14 protein-coding genes are annotated in these 18,012 nt (G+C 70.2%); 4 read left to right on the top strand and 10 right to left on the bottom strand.

What is annotated here, in order from left to right; genetic code table 11:
* Window positions 1-33 precede the first annotated feature (33 nt).
* The 9 genes from CJ197_RS01030 to CJ197_RS00990 all read right to left on the bottom strand — a co-directional run bounded on the left by CJ197_RS01030 (window position 34) and on the right by CJ197_RS00990 (window position 10,604).
* Entirely contained in the window at window positions 34-693 is a 660-nt protein-coding gene (locus tag CJ197_RS01030) for an aminodeoxychorismate/anthranilate synthase component II (RefSeq protein ID WP_102234901.1), read from the bottom strand.
* Window positions 686-2,839 carry a Stk1 family PASTA domain-containing Ser/Thr kinase gene (gene pknB, locus CJ197_RS01025; protein ID WP_102234900.1) on the bottom strand — a complete coding sequence of 718 codons (2,154 nt, stop codon included), beginning with the start codon at window positions 2,837-2,839 and terminating at the stop codon, window positions 686-688. Before pknB ends, CJ197_RS01030 begins: the two co-directional genes overlap by 8 nt.
* The gene (locus CJ197_RS01020; RefSeq protein WP_102234899.1) at window positions 2,836-4,302 is read right to left on the bottom strand and encodes a serine/threonine-protein kinase; all 1,467 of its coding nucleotides are present in this window, start codon (window positions 4,300-4,302) and stop codon (window positions 2,836-2,838) included. The genes pknB and CJ197_RS01020 overlap by 4 nt, the downstream gene beginning before the upstream one ends.
* A complete protein-coding gene (locus tag CJ197_RS01015; RefSeq protein ID WP_102234898.1) occupies window positions 4,299-5,744 on the bottom strand; it encodes a penicillin-binding protein 2 in 1,446 nt (481 codons plus the stop codon). Before CJ197_RS01015 ends, CJ197_RS01020 begins: the two co-directional genes overlap by 4 nt.
* Window positions 5,741-7,126, bottom strand: a complete 1,386-nt coding sequence (locus tag CJ197_RS01010; RefSeq protein WP_102234897.1) for an FtsW/RodA/SpoVE family cell cycle protein — start codon at window positions 7,124-7,126, stop codon at window positions 5,741-5,743. Before CJ197_RS01010 ends, CJ197_RS01015 begins: the two co-directional genes overlap by 4 nt.
* Window positions 7,126-8,436 carry a PP2C family serine/threonine-protein phosphatase gene (locus tag CJ197_RS01005; protein WP_102234896.1) on the bottom strand — a complete coding sequence of 437 codons (1,311 nt, stop codon included), beginning with the start codon at window positions 8,434-8,436 and terminating at the stop codon, window positions 7,126-7,128. Before CJ197_RS01005 ends, CJ197_RS01010 begins: the two co-directional genes overlap by 1 nt.
* Window positions 8,433-8,945 carry an FHA domain-containing protein gene (locus CJ197_RS01000; RefSeq protein WP_102235002.1) on the bottom strand — a complete coding sequence of 171 codons (513 nt, stop codon included), beginning with the start codon at window positions 8,943-8,945 and terminating at the stop codon, window positions 8,433-8,435. The genes CJ197_RS01005 and CJ197_RS01000 overlap by 4 nt, the downstream gene beginning before the upstream one ends.
* A gap of 7 nt (window positions 8,946-8,952) precedes the next feature.
* Window positions 8,953-9,663 (bottom strand): DUF3662 and FHA domain-containing protein, encoded by a 711-nt coding sequence (locus tag CJ197_RS15790; RefSeq protein ID WP_102234895.1) that lies wholly within the window; start codon window positions 9,661-9,663, stop codon window positions 8,953-8,955.
* 191 nt (window positions 9,664-9,854) lie between these two features.
* Window positions 9,855-10,604 carry a L,D-transpeptidase family protein gene (locus CJ197_RS00990; RefSeq protein ID WP_102234894.1) on the bottom strand — a complete coding sequence of 250 codons (750 nt, stop codon included), beginning with the start codon at window positions 10,602-10,604 and terminating at the stop codon, window positions 9,855-9,857.
* Between the two features lie 281 nt (window positions 10,605-10,885).
* Between CJ197_RS00990 and CJ197_RS00985 the strand changes: the two genes are divergently transcribed.
* The 3 genes from CJ197_RS00985 (at window position 10,886) to CJ197_RS00975 (ending at window position 15,803) form a co-directional block, all read left to right on the top strand.
* Entirely contained in the window at window positions 10,886-11,731 is an 846-nt protein-coding gene (locus CJ197_RS00985) for a serine hydrolase (RefSeq protein WP_233190569.1), read from the top strand.
* The gene (locus CJ197_RS00980; protein WP_102234892.1) at window positions 11,731-12,543 is read left to right on the top strand and encodes a serine hydrolase; all 813 of its coding nucleotides are present in this window, start codon (window positions 11,731-11,733) and stop codon (window positions 12,541-12,543) included. Before CJ197_RS00985 ends, CJ197_RS00980 begins: the two co-directional genes overlap by 1 nt.
* Window positions 12,544-12,695: 152 nt before the next feature.
* Window positions 12,696-15,803: an alpha-mannosidase gene (locus CJ197_RS00975; protein WP_102234891.1), complete on the top strand. Its 3,108-nt coding sequence runs from the start codon at window positions 12,696-12,698 to the stop codon at window positions 15,801-15,803.
* A 27-nt stretch (window positions 15,804-15,830) separates the two neighbouring features.
* On the opposite strand, the gene folP is transcribed toward CJ197_RS00975, so the two are convergent.
* Window positions 15,831-16,712, bottom strand: coding sequence for a dihydropteroate synthase (gene folP, locus CJ197_RS00970; protein WP_102234890.1), 882 nt, complete (start codon window positions 16,710-16,712; stop codon window positions 15,831-15,833).
* A gap of 145 nt (window positions 16,713-16,857) precedes the next feature.
* On the opposite strand from folP, the gene CJ197_RS00965 reads away from it, so the two are divergent.
* Window positions 16,858-18,006, top strand: a complete 1,149-nt coding sequence (locus tag CJ197_RS00965; protein ID WP_102234889.1) for an NAD-dependent epimerase/dehydratase family protein — start codon at window positions 16,858-16,860, stop codon at window positions 18,004-18,006.
* The last annotated feature ends 6 nt before the right edge of the window (window positions 18,007-18,012 follow it).

The following is an 18,012-nucleotide window of genomic DNA, read 5'->3' as shown; positions in this document are numbered from 1 at the left end:
CTGGACAGCTGAGCGCCGCTGGACAGCTGAGCCTCAGCCGGCTGTCATCAGCGGCCGCAGACCTTCCGCCCGGGCCTGGGCATCGACGCCGTCGCACAGCTCCAGGAAGTTCGCCAGCATCAGGTGCCCGTTCTCGGTGAGCACCGACTCCGGATGGAACTGCACCCCATGCAGCGGCAGCGTCCGATGCGCGAGCCCCATCACCATGCCGTCCGCGGTGCGGGCCGTCACCTCGAGCTCCTCCGGGACCGTCTTCGGCACCACGGCGAGCGAGTGGTAGCGGGTGGCCGTCATCGGCGAGGGGGCGTGGGCGAACACGCTGCGGCCCTCATGCGTGAGCGAGCTCGTGCGTCCGTGCATGAGCTGCGGGGCGTGCGTCACCGTCGCCCCGAAGGCCTGCCCCAGCGCCTGGTGGCCCAGGCAGACCCCGAGCATCGGCACCGCGAGCTCCGCGCAGCGTGCGATCACCGCCAGGCTCTGGCCGGCGGTCGAGGGCGTGCCGGGGCCTGGGGAGATCAGCACCCCGTCGTACCCGGTCAGATCCACCGTGCCGTCCCGCCGCGGCACCTCGTCATTGCGCACCACGTGGGTGTCGGCACCCATCTGCTGCAGGTAGCCGACGATCGTCCACACGAAGCTGTCGTAGTTGTCGACCACCAGGATCCGGGCGCCGCCCGGTCCGTGCTCAGCCATTGCCGCCGTTGCCGCGGTTCCCGCGCCCGTTGTTCTCCCCGGGCGCATTGCCGCCCGCGTTGTTGCCGTTCCCGCCCGAGGGATCCTCCTCCGTGGGCTCATCCGTCGGGTCCTCCGGATCCGGCTCTTCGGTCGGATCCTCCGTCGGTTCCGGCGTGGGCTCCGGGCCGGAGGAGACCACGATCGTGATCGTGGTGCCGCGGTCGGTCTCCTCGTTCGCCGGGGGATCGGTGCGGATCACGTGCCCCTCGGGGACGGAGTCGGAATGCTCCTGGACCACCTCGGAGCCGGTGAAGCCGGCATCGCGCAGCGCTTGTCGCGCATCCTCGAGGCTCTGCCCGGTGACATTGGGAACCGCGACCGGGCCGGGCTCCGCCGCGACCACGAGGTCCACGCGCGAGCCGAAGCGGGCGGTGCCGGCATCGGCCCCCGGCGTCTGGCTCAGCACCGTGTTCGGATCCGCATCCTCGGACTCCCGGGCGGAGGGATCGGGGACCTGGAAGCCGCGGGCCTCCAGCTGCTCCTTGGCCTGCTCGAAGGGGATGCCCACCACATCGGGCACCTGCACATCACCGGAGGCGAAACGCACCGTCACCTCGGAGCCCTGGTCCACCGACGCCCCGCCCTGCGGGTTCGTGCTGGCCACCGTGCCCTGCTCCTGCGGGACATCCTCTGTCTCCCCTTCGACCATCACCAGGCCGACCTTCTCCAGAGCTTTGCGGGCCTCCTCGCGGGTCTTGCCCTCCAGGTCCTCCGGCACGGTCACCGCATCGGGTCCGGCGGAGACCGTCACGGCGACCGCGGAACCGGATTCGACCTCTTCACCGGCGGGGGGATCGGTGCTGATCACCTGCCCGGTCTCCACCTCTGTGGAGGCCACCTGCTCGAAGCTCGGCTCAAGGCCCTGTTCGGTGAGCGCCGTGCCTGCCTCCTCCTCGCTGAGCCCCACCACGTCCGGGACCGTCACCATCTGGGGGCCATCCGGCTTCCACGGCTGCAGGACAGCCAGGGCGGCCGCGATGAGACCCAGCACCGCGAGAACGATCAGGACGAACAGCCACCAGGGCTTCTTCTCTGGCTCGAGCTCCTCCTCGGAGCGCAGCGCCAGCGGGCCCGTCGCGGGGCTCGGGGACGAGGCAGAGTCCGCCCCGGCAGCCCCAGTGCCCGCGGCACCGACCCCGGCGGCGACCATCGGCAGCGCCTCGGTGGCATCGTCCACGGTGGACAGCACCGTCGTGGCCTCCGGATCCTCCCCGGCTGCGGCCGCAGCCGCCGTCAGTTCCGGCGTTCCACCGGCCAGCACCGTGCGGATGTCCGCGCCGAACGCCTCCGCCGAGGGGTAGCGCGCCTCCCGGTCCTTCGCTAGGCCCGTGAGGATCACGGCATCCATCTCCGGCGTGATCGCGGGGTTGAACATCGAGGGAGCCTGCGGCTCCTCGCGCACATGCTGGTACGCGATCGAGACCGGGGTGTCCCCGGTGAAGGGCGGGCGCCCGGTGAGCATTTCGTACATCACACAGGCGGCGGAGTAGATATCCGAGCGCGCATCCACCAGCTGCCCGCGGGCCTGCTCGGGGGAGAGGTACTGGGCGGTGCCCATCACCGCTTGCGTGGCGGTCATCGCGCTGGTGGCATCCGCGATCGCGCGGGCGATCCCGAAGTCCATCACCTTCACGGCCCCGGCCTGGTTGATCATGATGTTGCCGGGCTTGATGTCCCGGTGCACGATCCCCGCCCGATGCGAGTACTCGAGCGCGCTCAGCAGCGGCCCCATGATCTCCCCGGCCCGCCGCGCATCCATCGGCTGCTCGGGGTCGATGAGCTCGCGCAGCGTGTGGCCCTGCACGTACTCCATGACGATGAACGGGATCGTCAGCTCGGAGCCGGTGACGGTGCGCTGCTGCTCCTCACCGGTGTCATACACGGCCACGATCGCGGGGTGGTTCAGCGACGCGGCGCTGTGCGCCTCCCGGCGGAAGCGCTCCTGGAAGTTCGCATCCTGGGCCAGGTCAGAGCGCAGCACCTTCACGGCCACGGTCCGATGCAGGCGGGTGTCCTCGGCGAGGAACACCTCCGCCATGCCGCCGCTGCCGAGCACCTCGCCCAGGCGGTACCTGCCGCCCAGGAGCACGCTGTTCTCGTTCACTCCACACCTGTCCTCGGTCCGGGACCGATCGTTTCGGATCCGATCATGGTACGTGCCGTCCACAGCTCAGCGGGATCCTGCTCGGCGAGCGCATCCAGCGCCCCCAGCGGCAGCACGCCCGTGGCCGCGAGCACCGCAGCGATGATCGCGACCAGCACGATCACCAGCAGCACGAGCCCCGGCACCGACATCCCGCCCACGCGGCGGCCCGTTGTCGTGCCATGCACCGTGCGCTCCGAGGCGCGGCTGTCCACCCCCGAGAACGGATCCTCGCCGCGGCGGCCGGGCGACGCGGTGCCAGAGACCGGGGACGAAGCGCCGCGCTCCGGGGATGATGCCGAGGGCGGCGAGGCGACCGACGGACCGGAGCTCGCCGAGGGCGCCGAGCGGGAGCCGGCCCGGCGACGCGGGGTCGAGGGCGCCGAGGAGGCCGAGGCTGCGGACAGCGCCGAGGGGCCCGAGGTTGCCGAGCGATGGCGGATCCCGCCGCGGCCCGACAGCGGCAGCGGCATCGCCGCGGTGCGGGTTCCCGTCGGCGAGGCGCCCGGGCGGGACGACCGCGTGGGCTGCTCGCCGGTCCAGTCGTGGTCCTCCACACGCGTCACCGGAATTGCACCGGTGCTGAAATGCGGCTCCACCCCGCGCTGGATGGACTCCAGGATCCGCGCCACCGCCGAGGCGGAGCGCGGCCGGTTCGCCGGCGCCTTGGCCAGCATCATCATCACCAGATGCCGCAGATCGGGCTCGATCACCTCGGGCAGCTCCGGCGGCTGCTGCTTGACCTGCGCCATCGCGATCTCCACCTGGCTCGAGCCGGTGAAGGGCCGCTTGCCTACGAGCATTTCGTAGGCCACGATCCCCAGCGCGTAGATGTCCGACAGGCTCGTGGCCTGCTTGCCCATCGCCTGCTCGGGGGAGAGGTACTGGGCGGTGCCCATCACGAGACCCGTCTTCGTCAGCCGCGCCTGATCCTTGCTGCGCGCGATCCCGAAGTCCGTGACCTTCATCGACCAGTCGTCCTCGACATCCACCAGCACGTTCTCCGGCTTCACATCGCGGTGCACCACACCCTTGGAATGCGCGGCATCCAGGGCGCGTGCCAGCTGGATCAGCAGGGAGATGACGCGCTTCTCCGGCAGGCCGCCCGGGTTCTCCTCGATCAGGTCCGACAGGGGCCGACCGGGGCACAGCTCCATCACGATGTAGGCGCGCCCGTCCAGCTCGCCGTAGTCGTACAGCGCCGCGATCCCGTCATGGGACAGCGCCGCAGTGTGCCGCGCCTCGGCGCGGAAGCGCTTGAGGAAGCCCTCGTCTCCCGCGTACTCCTCGCGCAGCACCTTCACCGCGACCTCGCGGTCCAGCTCCTGGTCCTGGCCCTTCCAGACCTGCCCCATGCCGCCCGTGGCGATCAGCGACGTCAGCTCGTAGCGCCCTTCGAGCACGAGCCCTTTCTCCGTCCTCATCCGCGGATCACCGCCTCCATCACGTCACGGGCGATCGGCGCCGCGGTGCGCGAGCCGTATCCGCCCTCCTCCACCAGCACTGCGACGGCCACCCGTCGGCCCTCGACCTGTCCGTAGCCGACGAACCACGAATGCGGGTTGCGGCCCTCCCCCCACTGGGCGGTGCCCGTCTTGCCGCCCACCTCGACGCCGTCGATCATCGCCGCACCGCCGGTCCCGTCCTCGACCGCGCTCACCATCATCTGGCGCATCTGGGAGGCGTTGGCGGCTGAGAGCGGCTGGCCGAGCTCCTGGGCGCGCAGCTCCTGAACTGTGGACAGGTCGGCGGTGCGCACGCTGCGCACCAGCTGCGGCTGCATCACCACGCCGTCGTTCGCCACCGCCCCCGCCACCATCGCCATCTGCAGCGGCGTCACGCGCGTCTCGAACTGGCCGATCGCCGTGGTGGCCAGCTGCGCGTCATCCAGGTCCTCGCCGATCCGGGAGGGCGTGACCCCCATCGGGATGGTCAGGGACTGCCCGAAGCCGAACTCCTCGGCGGTCTTGGTGAGCTGCTCCTCGCCGAGCTCCACCCCGAGCATCGCGAAGGACGTGTTGCAGGACTGCCGCAGCGCATCGGCGAGGCTCGAGCGGTCATCGGGCCCGCACGGGTCCTGCCGTCCGGCCGCGAAGTTGTTCATCACCGAGGAGGAGCCCGGCAGCGTGTAGGTGCCCGGCCCGGGAATCTCCGTGGCCGCGGTGTAGTCGCCGCTCTCGAGCGCCGCTGCGGCCGTGATCAGCTTGAACACCGATCCGGGCGGGTACAGGTCCCCGCCGATCGCCCGGTTCGTCATGGGCCGGGCGGGATGCTCGTTCAGCTCCTGCCAGGCCTGGGACACCGCCGCGGTGTCATGGGCGGCCAGACGGTTGGGGTCGTAGCTGGGTGCGGAGGCGAGCGCGAGGATCGCCCCGTCGGTGGGATCCAGCGCCACCACGGCGCCGCGCTTGCCCTGCAGCGCATTCCACGCGGCCTGCTGGGCCTGGGGGTCGATTGTCAGCGAGACCGTCGCGCCGCGACCCTGTCGGCCCGAGAGGATGTCCGAGATGCGGTGGTAGAACAGCGCATCGGCCTCCCCGGAGAGGGTGTCATTGAGCGACCGCTCGATCCCGGTGAAGCCGTAGATCACCGAGTAGTGCCCGGTGATGGGGGCGTACATCGCCCCGGGATCGTAGGTGCGCAGGTAGCCGTAGGTGTCCCCGGACTGCTGGGAGGAGGCGATCACCGTGCCGTCCACGACGATGGGGCCGCGATGCCGGCCGTACTCGTTGTAGATCGTGCGGCGGTTGCTCGCGTGCGCATTCAGCCGGTCCTGGGCGATGACCTGGAAGTACGTGGTGGAGGTGAACAGCAGCGCGAACAGCACGCCGATCACCAGCCACACGTGGCGCAGGGGCTTGTTCATGCCGTCACCTCCTGCTCGCGTCGGTTCGGGGTGGTGGTGCCGGGCACCTGGCGGGCGGCGGGCCGCCGGGCGGCATCCGACAGTCGTACCAGCAGCCCCACGATGATCCAGTTGCACACCAGCGATGAACCGCCAGCGGCGAGGAACGGCAGGGTCAGCCCGGTCAGGGGGATCACCCGGGTGACACCGCCGACGACGACGAACACCTGCAGCGCCATCACGAAGCCGAGCCCTCCGGCCAGGAGCGTCCCGAAGCCGTCGGAGATGCCGACTGCCGCCCGCACCGCTCGCTGCACCAGCACGAGGTAGAGCAGCAGCAGTGCGAAGGCGCCCACCATCCCCAGCTCCTCCGCGAAGGTGGCGAAGATGAAGTCGCTCTCCGCATGCGGCACCACATCCGGCCGCCCCTCGCCCAGGCCCGCGCCCGTGAGCCCGCCGTTGGCCAGGCCGAACAGGCCCTGATTCAGCTGCTCGCAGGCAGAGAAGTTCTCGCGCGACAGCGGGTCCAGCCAGCAGGTCAGGCGGCGGCGCACATGCCCCATCTGGGTGGCGGCGAACACCGCGGGCGGAAGGAACATCACCGCGCCGATGATCAGCCAGCTCAGCCGGTCCGTGGCCACGTACAGCATCACCACGAACAGACCGAAGAACATCAGCGAGGTCCCCAGGTCCGTCTGGAAGACGAGGATCGCCATCGCCAGGCCCCAGGCCACGAGGATCGGCCCGAAGTCGCTCCAGCGCGGCAGGTGGATGCCGAGCACCTTCGGGCCCGCGAGCGCGAGGGTGTCGCGGCGGGAGACCAGGTACCCGGCGAAGAACACCGCGAAGGCGATCTTCGCGAGCTCCGCGGGCTGGAAGCTGTTGCCGGCGATCGTGATCCAGATCCGCGAGCCGTTGCGGGCCGAGCCGATGCCCGGTGCGAGCGGCAGCAGCAGCAGGACCGCGCCGGTGACCGCGCTGATCCACGTGTAGCGGCGCAGATTCCGGTGGTCCCGCAGCAGCAGGATCACCCCGGCGCACAGCAGCACCCCCAGCGCCGCCCACAGCATCTGCCGGTCGGCGCTGGCCGAGGTGCGGGACCCATAGATCGCATTGGCCTGGTACACCGTCTCGATCATCGCGATGCCCAGCAGGTTCAGCAGCGTCACGGTGGGCAGCAGCACCGGATCCGCGTACGGCGCCCGCCACACCACGGCGATCTGCAGGATCAGCACGCACACGGCGGTGGCGATGCCGTAGGTCATGAGGTTCTCGGGCACGGCGTCATGCCGCCCCAGGTGCACCAGGGCGTAGGCGCCCACCCCGATCGCCGCCGCGAACACCAGCAGCAGGGCCTGGAGCGTCCGCCGCGGCCTGGCGGTGTAGGAGACGATCGTCGCCACTACGACTCCCCGCCGTCCGAGGCGTCGTCGCCTCCGCCGTCCGAGGGGGACTCGCCCCCGCCGTCCGATGGCGTGATCTGCTGCAGCGGCTGGTTGGTCAGCGCCGCCTGCCGCAAGCGCTCGATGATCTGCTCGGCGCTCTCGCGGTCCTTCGCGGTGATCGTGCCTTCGACCTGCTGCCGCGTGACCTGCGGGAGGTCCGCGAGAGCGATGTCGGTGGTCTGCACCGGGTGGGACAGTGAGATCGGCCCCAGGTCCTGAGAGATGCCCTGGTAGAGCACCACGGAGGTGCCGTCGGTGCCGACGTAGAACTGCCGCTGCGACCACGCGTACCCGGCCGTCAGCAGTCCGCCCAGCACCGCCGCGAGCAGCACGAGTGCCGCCAGCGCCGGCCAGGGGCTGCGCCGTGGCGGCTCCTCCTCTGCGAAGTCCTCATCCTCGTAGGGCGCCTCGGACTCTTCGCGGGTGAGGGCCGCTGCCTTCGCCGCCGGCCCGGAGGCTGCGGTGGGGGCGTGGCGGTTGCGCGCCGCGGAGCCGACGATCTGCGGGGTCGTGGAGGGCGCCTCCTCGCCCCGTGGCAGCTCGCGGAGCCCGACCACATCGGCGACGATGCACGTGATGTTGTCCGGCCCCCCGCCCTTGAGGGCCAGCTGCACGAGCTCATCGGCGCATTCGCCGGGGTCCTCGAAGTTCTTCAGGGTCGCATCGATCGTGTCCAGGGACACCAGGCCCGACAGCCCATCGGAGCACAGCATCCAGCGCTCCCCGGGATGTGCGGTGCGCAGCGAGAGATCCAGCTCCGGATCGGCGTCCACATCGCCCAGCACGCGCATCAGCACCGAGCGCTGCGGGTGACGTTCGGCCTCGTCCTCGGTCAGTCGCCCCTCGTCCAAGAGGCGCTGCACGAAGGTGTGGTCCTTGGTGATCTGCACGGTTTCGTCATCGCGCAGCAGGTAGGCGCGCGAATCGCCGATATGCGCGAGGGCGAACTTGCCCTCGGACCGCAGCAGGGCGGTGATCGTCGTGCCCAGTCCTCGCAGCTGCGGCTCATCCCGGGCGCGGCGCAGGATCTCCTGATTGGCCTCCAGCACGCTCTCCTCGAGCGTGGCCACGATGTCGCTCGCGGGCGTCTCGGAGTCCAGGCGCGCCAGGTGTCCGATCGCCACGGAGCTGGCGACATCGCCGCCGGCGTGACCGCCCATCCCGTCGGCCACCACCAGCAGGTGGGATCCCGCGTAGCCGGAGTCCTGGTTGTTGGAGCGGACCAGACCGACATCCGATCGTGCGGCGTAGCGCAGGGTGATGCTCATCGGGGTCCTCGTCTCAGCTCAATCTCGGTGCGGCCGATCCGCACCTGCGCCCCGGGACGGAACGGGACGGCCCCCTCGATGCGCCGCCCCGACACCAGGGTGCCGTTGGTGGAGCCCAGATCCTCCACCATCCATTCGTCCTCCCGCCGGAACACGCGGGCGTGCCGGTTCGACGCGTAGTCGTCATCCAGTACCAGGGTGCACTCCGGGGCGCGGCCGATGAGGATCGGCGTGGAGCCCAGGGTGATCGAGGTGCCGCGCAGCGGTCCGGCCGTGACCACGAGCGTGGTCTGGGTGACCTCCGGATCGGTGCAACCGGTGGAGAGGTCTCCGGAGGCGCCGGGCGGTGCGGAGGCCGGGCGCTGCTCGCGGCGCGGATCCCGGCTGGACCGTGTGACGACGGTGGTGCCGAACAGGTCATTGCGCAGCACCAGCACCACGGCGATGACGAAGATCCACAGCCCCAGGACGAAGCCCAGGCGCAGTGCGACCAGGGTCAGCTCGCTCATCGATGCATCACCCGAGGCCCGGACCGCCACCGGGCAGCAGCACGCTCAGCCGGGTGCGGCCGATCTTCAGCAGGGAGCGGTCCTGCAGCGGGACGGGAGTCTGGATCCGCTCGCCGTCCACGAAGGTGCCGTTGGTCGAGCCGAGGTCCGTGGCCAGCAGCTGCCCGCCCTCATTGCGCAGCTCCAGGTGATGGCGGGAGACCCCGGTGTCCTCGAGGATGATGTCGGCGTCGCCGCCACGGCCGATCACGGTCACGGGTCCGGTGAGCATGTACTGCTGGCCGTCGATCTCGATGATCGGGCTGCCGCCGGGCTCCTCCTGCGCCGCGCCGGTGGCGGGGGCGACGGAGCCCCGCTCGGTGCGCGACTCGGTCTCGAAGCGGCCGGCCCGCACCTCGTCATCGCGCTCGAGCGCCACCGACACCCCGCCGACGAACATGTACCGCTGCTTCTCGGCATGCTCCATGACCACGCGCTCGAGCTCGTCCACGAGCGTGTCCTGCCAGGAGGCGAAGCGGTCGAAGTCCTGGGAGTGCAGATAGACGCTGTACACGTTCGGGGCGAGGGTCCGGGTGCGGTCCAGAACCTGGATCTGGTCATCGCATTCGCGCTTGAGCCCCTGCGCGAGGTCGAGCGGCTTGAGCTGCCCGCGGCCGGGCGAGAACACGCTCGTCACACCCCGATCGAGGGTGCGCTCGATCCGATCCAAGATCCCCACGGCGCTCCTCACTGTCACTGCTGCTGCGTCGGCACGGTCGCATCGGCCGATCGGTCTATCCCGTCTGCGGCGTGAGCGCAGAACGGTTCGCCCCCGATCGTATCGCGATGCATCCGCCCCAGCCGTGCCCGCCCGGCGCGGGCCGGGCGGGGGTTCGGTGCAGGTGGTGTGAACGCGGTGTCGCGCCCGGATCAGCGCACGAGCACGCGGCGCCCCTTGCGGAACCAGTTGCGCGACCACAGCATGTCGCTGGCCGCCGTGGTGATGCGGGAGCAGCCGTGTGAGGCGGGGTAGGGCGGGATCGACCGCGAGCCGTGGATCGCCCAGCCGCGGTCGTAATAGCCGGGGCGGTACATCGAACCCAGCGGCCCGGTCTGCCAGCCGCTGCTGTGGAAGGAGTACATGCGGAAGTCGCCCTTCGGCGTGGTCGCCGTCTTCCAGCGGCCGCCGGAGTAGTAGCGCTCGCCGCTGCCGGTGGAGGTGTTCAGGATGTACAGGATCTTGCCCTCGTGGATGCACAGCAGCAGCAGCTGACGCTTCAGGTCCACCTCGAACAGGCGGCCGCGGGTCACCTTCTGCGGCGGCTGCACGCCGCGGCGCAGCGCTTCGCGGGTCTTCGGCCCCACCGTGCCGTCACGGCCGATGCCGGCGGCCTTCTGCAGCGCGTACACGGCCTGCTCGGTGAGAGCGCCGAAGGTGCCGTCGGGGGTGCCGCACCAGTACTTCAGGTCGTTCAGATCGTTCTGCAGGGCGCGCACGGCATTACCGCGGGAGCCGCGCTTGAGCGTCGTCGCGGCCTGGGCGGGAGCGGTGGCGAGGCCCGTGGCAAGGGCAGTGGTGAGCAGGCCGGTTCCCAGCAGAAGAGTGCGGCGGGTGGGCGCAGAGTCGGTCAAGTGCACAGAGTCGGTCAGGTGCGCAGAGTCGGTCAGATGAATGGTCATGGCGATCAGTTCCCCCGTCAGATCGTGAGCCGATGAGGCTCCGCCGCATCGGGTCCCGCGGTGTGTGGGACGGCTCCATCCTGCAACAGTCAACGGGTGGCAAAAATAAAGTAAAGGGGAGCGTGTGGTGGATGATATGTGAAGGGGGTGTGAAGGCCGCGGCGGGCGGTGGTGCGGGCTGGGGGCGGCCGGGAGAAGGGCGGTGGCATGGAGGACGAGCGGCGACAGGGATGACGAGCGGGGACAGGGACGACGAGCGGGGACATGGAATAGTGGCGGGCGTGGACACCGTGCACAGCCCTGAGAACCCCGGAGATCCCGCTATCCCCGTCGACCTGGACCTCCCACATGAGCTGGGCGTCACCGATGCCGACGGCCCCGTGCACCTCCAGGGCGATCCAGGCCGCGTGCGCGACCTGGCGAGCGTCTCCAAGCCGGTCACGGCCCTCGGCGTGCTCATCGCCGTCGAGCGCTCTCTGCTGGACCTCGACGAGCCCGCTGGCCCCGACGGGTCAACCGTCCGCCATCTGCTCGCCCACACGGCCGGGTTCCCCTTCGAGGGCGAGGAGACCGTGGCCGCCCCCGGCACCCGCCGCATCTACTCCAACACCGGCTTCGAGGTCCTCGCCGCCCACCTCGAGGACGCCACCGGCTATCCGATCGACGAATGGCTCGAGCAGACCGTCGTGGCGGGACTGGACCTCACCGACCTCGAGATCACCGGCTCTCCGGCCGCCGGATATCGCGGCAGCATCCGCGACCTGCTGGCCATCGGCCGGGAGCTGCTTGCGCCCACCCTCATCGGCGAGGAGCTCTGGCGCGAGGCCACCAGCGTGCAGTTCCCCGGACTGAAGGGCATCCTGCCCGGCTACGGTCGGCAGGACCCCAACGACTGGGGGCTGGGATTCGAGATCCGCGGCACCAAACAGCCGCACTGGACCGGCGCCGGATCCTCCCCGCGCACCTTCGGTCACTTCGGCCAGTCCGGCTCCTACCTGTGGGTGGACCCCGAGGTCGGCCTCGCCGCCGCATTCCTCGGCGAACGACCGTTCAGCGAGGAGCACGCGCGCGCCTGGCCCGCCGTGACCGACGCGATCCTGGAGCGCTGCGCCCCCGGGGCGGCCTGATGGACGCCCTGGACCTGCTGGAGGACTTCGGCTTCGAGGCCGCCGCGATCGTGCTGGGCCCCGAGGGGGAGCGGGCCCGCCGCGGGGACGTGACCCGGATCCGCGCCTGGCGCTCGGTCACCAAGACCCTCACCGGCACCGCCTGCGTCCTCGCCGCCCAAGCGGGGAAGGTCAAACTCGACGATCCCGCGGGTCCCGAGGGTTCGACACTGCGCCACCTGCTCTCCCACGCCTCCGGGTATTTCTACGAATCCGACTCCACGCTCCAGGCGCCGGGACTGCGCCGCCACTACTCCAACTACGGCATCGACGAAGCCGCCCGCCACGTGGAGCGCGCCGTGGGCCGCGACTTCGAGGACTGGCTGCGCGAACGCCTGACCGACCCGCTGGGCATGCGGGACCTCACCTGGGAGGACTCGCCCTCCGTCGGCGCCCACGGACCGCTGACCGACCTCGCGCTGCTGGCCGCTGAGCTGCTGCGCCCCACCTTGCTCGACCCCGCCTGGGCTGCGGAGCTCACCACGGCGCAGTTCCCCGAGCTGGTGGGGATCATGCCCGGCTTCGGAAAGCAGGACCCGAACCCCTTCGGCCTGGGCCTGGAGATCCGCGGCGCCAAGAGCCCGCACTGGACGGGCACGCGCAACAGCCCGCGCACCATCGGCCACTTCGGCATGCGCGGGACCGCCTTCTGGGTGGATCCGCAGGCGGATCTCGCGCTCGTCATCGGCACCTCCCATGACTTCTGCGACGCCCACCGCGAGGTCATGCCGCGCCTGGGCGACGCGGTGCTCGAGCAGTTCGCCGTCCGCTGAGCGAGAGCGTTCCCGACATGCGGGACGATGGTGTGACCAGTGCCCTGGTGAGCCGATAAAGTCGGTGCACCCCGGGACCGCTGATGGCCCGCGCCGCTCAGGCACCACCGCAGAAAACACCCCCGCCCGCGAACGCGCACAGGAGTCGCACCATGTTCGACGACAGGGAGCTCACCGAGGCTCGCATCCGCCGTTTCGCCCAGGACAACCTGGCCGCGAAGATCTATCAGGACACGGCGGAGGTGACCATCACGGCGCACCGCCTGCCCGGCGAGCCGATCCCCGCGCAGGAGGCCATCGGCCTGGACTACGAGCCGCTCGAGGTGGGCGCGCCGCTGGGTCGCGCCTGGTCCACCACCTGGCTGCACGTGACCGGCACCGTCCCTGCACAGTGGGCCGACGATGAGAACTCCGGCTGCGAACTCGTCGTGGACCTCGCCTTCACCGGCATGCCCGGCTTCCAGGCCGAGGCGCTCGTGTTCACCCCCGATGGTGTGCCCGTCAAGGCCATCAACCCCTTCAACCGCTACGTGCCCGTCACCCCCGGCGAGGAGATCGACCTCTACCTCGAATGCGCCGCCAACCCGCTGGTGGCCGGGAGCTGGGACTTCAAGCCCACGCCGCTGGGTGACCTCGCCACCATCCCCGAGGAGGACCTGTACTCCGTCAAGGAGCTGCACCTGGCCCGCCGCGACAAGAACATCTGGGAGCTCGCCGAGGACTTCCGGGCCCTCGCCGGACTGATGCTCGAGCTGCCCGAGCACAGCCAGCGCCGCCACGAGATCCTGCGGGCCCTCGAGGCCGCCTGCGACGCCGCGGATCCCGATGACATGCCCGGCACCGCCCGCGCCGCCCGCGAGGTGCTCGCCCCGGCGCTCGGCCGCCCGGCCGGTTCCTCCGCGCTCACGGTGCTCGCCACCGGACACGCCCACATCGACTCCGCCTGGCTGTGGCCCGTCCGCGAGACGGTCCGCAAGGTGGCCCGCACCTTCTCCAACGCCTGCACCCTCATCGAGAACGACCCCGAGATGGTCTTCTCCGCCTCCTCCGCCCAGCAGTACGCCTGGCTCAAGGAGCGCTACCCCGAGCTGTTCGCCCGCATCACCGAGCGGGTGGCCGAGGGCCGCTTCGTGCCCGTCGGCGGCATGTGGGTGGAGTCGGACACCAACATGCCCGGCTCCGAGGCGATGGCCCGCCAGTTCATCGCCGGTAAGCGGTTCTTCCTGGAGAACTTCGACGTGGAGACCCGCGAGACCTGGCTGCCGGACTCCTTCGGCTACTCCGCCGCGCTGCCGCAGATCGCCGCGCTCGCCGGGCAGTCGAACTTCCTCACCCAGAAGGTGTCCTGGAACCAGATCAACACCTTCCCGCACCACACCTTCCACTGGGAGGGCATCGACGGCACGAAGGTGTTCACCCACTTCCCGCCCGCGGACACCTACAACGGCATGCTCTCCGGCAAGGAGCTGGCCTACTTCGAGCGCAACTTCAAGGAGAAGGGCCGCTCGAGCATCGGGATCGACCTGTTCGGCTGGGGCGACGGCGGTGGCGGACCCACCCGCGAGATGATGGCCGCGGGTCGGCGTGCGAAGGACCTCGAAGGATCCCCGAAGGTCGAGTTCGGCACCTCCGATGAGTTCTTCGACCGGGCGAAGGAGGAGTACCCCGACGCCCCGGTGTGGAACGGCGAGCTGTACCTCGAGCTGCACCGCGGCACCTACTCCGCACAGCTGGCCACCAAGCAGGGCAACCGCCGCAGCGAGCACCTGCTGCACGAGGCGGAGTTCCTCGCCACCCTCGCCGCGCTGCGCAGCGACTTCGCCTACCCGCACGATGAGCTCGAGGAGCTGTGGCACACCACGCTGCTGAACCAGTTCCACGACATCCTGCCCGGCTCCTCGATCGCCTGGGTGCACCGCCAGGCCGAGACCGAGTATGCCGCGCTGGCCGAGCGCGTCGAGGCGATCATCGCCAGCGCCCTGGAGGCGCTCGGCTCCGGGGTCGCCGAGGGTGAGGATGCGCTGCTGGTCAACACCGCGCCGGTGACCCGTCGGGGCGTGGCCGCCTACGGCGCCGCCGCTCCTGCGGATGACCCGGAGCCGGTGACCCTCACGCGCGAGGGAGATCGGATCACGCTCGCGAACGCCGCGCTGACCGCGGTGATCGATGGCGCCGGGGACATCGTCTCCCTGGTCGATGCCGCGAGCGGCCGCGAGGCCATCGCCCCCGGGGCGAAGGGCGCGCTGCTGCAGCTGCACCGCGACACCCCCAACCAGTGGGACGCCTGGGACATCGACGAGTTCTACCGCCACGTGGTGCGCGACCTCGATGCCCCCACCTCCATCGAGGTCACCGAAGAGGCCGATGAGGTGCGCGTGGCCTGCACCTACACCACCGCGCTGGAGGCTGGCGCGGAGACCTCCGGTGTCACCGGCGCGGGCTCGCAGATCATCAAGACCTACGTGCTGCGCCCGGGCGATCAGTCCCTGGAGATCGTCCACGACATCGACTGGCAGGAGACGAAGAAGGCGCTCAAGCTGGGCTTCGGCCTGGATGTGCGGGCTGCGCACATGTCCAGCCAGATCCAGTTCGGCCACGTGGATCGGCCCATCCCGGTCAACACCAGCTGGGACTTCGCCCGCTTCGAGACCTGCGCGCACCGCTTCGTGCACGTGGCCGAGGGTGAGTACGGCGTGGCGATCGCGAACGACTCCAGCTACGGGCACGACGTCCTGCGCTCGGTCCGCGAGGATGACGGCGGCACCACCACGACGACCCGTCTGACCCTGGTGCGCGCCCCCGAGTACCCGGACCCGGGCGCCGACCACGGCCAGTACCGCCTGCGCGTGTCCGTGCGCCCCGGCACCGGCATCGACGGCGCAATCGAGGAGGGCTACCGCATCAACCTGCCCGAGCGCACCGTCGCGGCGGCGGAGGCGCTGGCCGCCCCGCTGGTCACGGTCAATGGTGTCGATGGCGCGGACAGCAGCGTGCTGGTGGAGACCGTGAAGCTCGCCGAGGACCGCTCCGGCGATCTTGTGCTGCGCCTGTACGAGTCCCAGGGCGTGCGCACCACCGCGCAGCTGGCGGTGGATCCTGCGGTCGGCGGCGAGATCGGGGCCGTGGACCTGCTGGAGCGGCCGTTCAACGAGGACGCCCCGGCCTTCCGCTCCGCGCTCGAGCGCGGCGAGGACGGTACGGTGCGCCTCGCCTTCTGTCCCTTCGAGATCAAGACCCTGCGGGTGGCGCGGAAGGGCTGATCGCAACGGCTGAACCGGCCAGGTCGCTCACACGTTGTGGACGAGCGGCCCGGCCGGTTCGCGCCAGCCGGCGAGAACCTCGAGCATCCGCACCAGGCGGACTGTCGGCTCCACATCGTGAACGCGCAGGATCCGCGCGCCCTGCCGCATGCACCAGGCGGCCGCGGCGAGCGATCCCTCGAGGCGTTCCTCCTTGGGCAGCCCGAGCGACTCGCCGATCACGTCCTTGCGGGAGACCGCCGCCAGCAGCGGCAGCCCCAGGGCGCGGTATTCGCGCCAATCGCGCAGCAGCTCGAGGGTCTGGACCGTGGATTTGTTCAGGTCCGGGCCGGGATCCAGGATGATCCGTTCGCGCGCCACCCCCGCCTCGAGGGCGCGCTCCAGCCGGGCGGCCAGGAAGTCGCGCACCTCCTCGACCACGTCCCCGTACTGCGGGGACGGCACGGGCCGACGGGGCTCGGCGACCGAATGCGTGATCACCACGCTCGCGTCGGCTGCCGCGATGACCGGGGCCATCTGCGCATCGGCCAGCCCCGTGGTGTCGTTGATGATGTCCGCGCCCGCTGTGATCGCCTCCTGCGCGACCGCCGCATGGAAGGTGTCCACGCTGAGCAGCACCTCAGCGGGCAGCTGCGCGCGCAATTGCGCGATGACGGGGACCGCCCGGTCGATCTCCTCGGTGACGGGCACTGCGCGGCCCGGCGCGAACTTCACGCCGCCCACGTCGATGATGTCCGCGCCCGCCGCTGCGGCAGCGAGGCCTGCGTTCACCGCATCGTCCAGCTGCCAGGTCCGTCCCTGGTCGTAGAAAGAGTCGCGGGTGCGGTTGACGATCGCCATCACGAGCACTCGGCGTGCGAGATCCGGCAGCGGCCGCGGGTTGCGCCCACCATCATCCAGGCTGTTCATGATGCGTTCCTTCGCTGTTCAGGCCGCCGCCTCTCGTCTTTGAGCCGGGCCGCACCCGTACTAACTTAGGAGTGCATCGCATGTTGCACAATCCATTCCCGGGAACGGTCCCGGGAATGGCACCTGACCCATGGAGGACTCACTGATGAAGATCGTCGTCGCTGGCGGAGATGGCTTCTGCGGCTGGCCCACTGCCCTGTACCTCTCGCAGAAGGGCCACGACGTCACGATCGTGGACAACCTGGTGCGTCGCGAGATCGACGAGGAGCTGGGCTCGAACTCCATGACCCCGATCCTGCCGCTGCCCGAGCGTGTGGCGGCCTGGAAGGAGGTCTCCGGCAAGGAGATCGCCCTGGAGATCGCCGACCTCACCGACTACGAGGCCGTCTCCCGCATCTTCCAGGAGATCCAGCCCGAGGCCTTCGTGCACTTCGCCGAGCACCGCTCCGCGCCGTACTCGATGATCGACCGCGAGCACGCGATCGAGAACCACCGCAACAACGTCAACGGCACCCTGAACGTGCTGTGGGCGATCAAGGACTACGCCCCCGACTGCCACCTGGTGAAGCTCGGCACGATGGGCGAGTACGGCCAGCCCAACATCGACATCGAAGAGGGCTGGATCGAGATCGAGCACAAGGGCCGCAAGGACCGCCTGCCCTACCCCAAGCAGCCCGGCTCCTTCTACCACCTCACCAAGGTGCACGACAGCGACAACATCATGTTCGCCTGCCGCATCTGGGGCGTGCGCGCCACCGACCTCAACCAGGGCGTGGTCTACGGCCTCGAGACCGACGAGACCCGCCTGGACCCGCGCCTGGTCAACCGCTTCGACTACGACGCGGTGTTCGGCACGGCCCTGAACCGCTTCATCATCCAGGCCGCCATCGGCCACCCCCTCACGGTGTACGGCAACGGCTCCCAGACCCGCGGCTACCTGGACATCCAGGACACCGTGCGCTGCATCGAGATCGCCTGCGAGAACCCCGCTGACCGCGGCGAGTTCCGCGTCTACAACCAGTTCACCGAGCAGTTCTCCGTCAAGGAGCTCGCCGAGAAGGTGCAGAAGGTCGGCAATGACCTCGGCCTCGACGTCACGATCGAGAACACCGAGAACCCGCGCGTGGAGAAGTACGACCACTACTACAACGCGGTCAACACCAACCTGCTGGACCTGGGTCTTCAGCCGCACCTGCTGGACGATGCGCACCTGGCCGAGGTGCTCAAGGTGGCGATGAACAACACCGACCGGGTCAAGCGTGAGCTGGTCATGCCCACCGTCACCTGGAAGTGATCGCTT

Source organism: Brachybacterium sp. UMB0905 (assembly GCF_002871795.1).
Classification (GTDB): Bacteria; Actinomycetota; Actinomycetes; order Actinomycetales; family Dermabacteraceae; genus Brachybacterium.
The sequence above is the reverse complement of the archived record's forward strand: the minus strand, read 5'-3'. Positions and strand labels throughout refer to the sequence as shown.

Bases quoted from the DNA above. Each gene is read 5' to 3' on its own strand.
- CJ197_RS01030 (WP_102234901.1), bottom strand. From the start codon at position 693: ATGGCTGAGCACGGACCGGGCGGCGCCCGGATCCTGGTGGTCGACAAC.
- CJ197_RS01020 (WP_102234899.1), bottom strand. From the start codon at position 4,302: ATGAGGACGGAGAAAGGGCTCGTGCTCGAAGGGCGCTACGAGCTGACG.
- CJ197_RS01015 (WP_102234898.1), bottom strand. From the start codon at position 5,744: ATGAACAAGCCCCTGCGCCACGTGTGGCTGGTGATCGGCGTGCTGTTC.
- CJ197_RS01005 (WP_102234896.1), bottom strand. From the start codon at position 8,436: ATGAGCATCACCCTGCGCTACGCCGCACGATCGGATGTCGGTCTGGTC.
- CJ197_RS01000 (WP_102235002.1), bottom strand. From the start codon at position 8,945: ATGAGCGAGCTGACCCTGGTCGCACTGCGCCTGGGCTTCGTCCTGGGG.
- CJ197_RS00990 (WP_102234894.1), bottom strand. From the start codon at position 10,604: ATGACCATTCATCTGACCGACTCTGCGCACCTGACCGACTCTGTGCAC.
- CJ197_RS00980 (WP_102234892.1), top strand. From the start codon at position 11,731: ATGGACGCCCTGGACCTGCTGGAGGACTTCGGCTTCGAGGCCGCCGCG.
- CJ197_RS00975 (WP_102234891.1), top strand. From the start codon at position 12,696: ATGTTCGACGACAGGGAGCTCACCGAGGCTCGCATCCGCCGTTTCGCC.
- folP (WP_102234890.1), bottom strand. From the start codon at position 16,712: ATGAACAGCCTGGATGATGGTGGGCGCAACCCGCGGCCGCTGCCGGAT.
- CJ197_RS00965 (WP_102234889.1), top strand. From the start codon at position 16,858: ATGAAGATCGTCGTCGCTGGCGGAGATGGCTTCTGCGGCTGGCCCACT.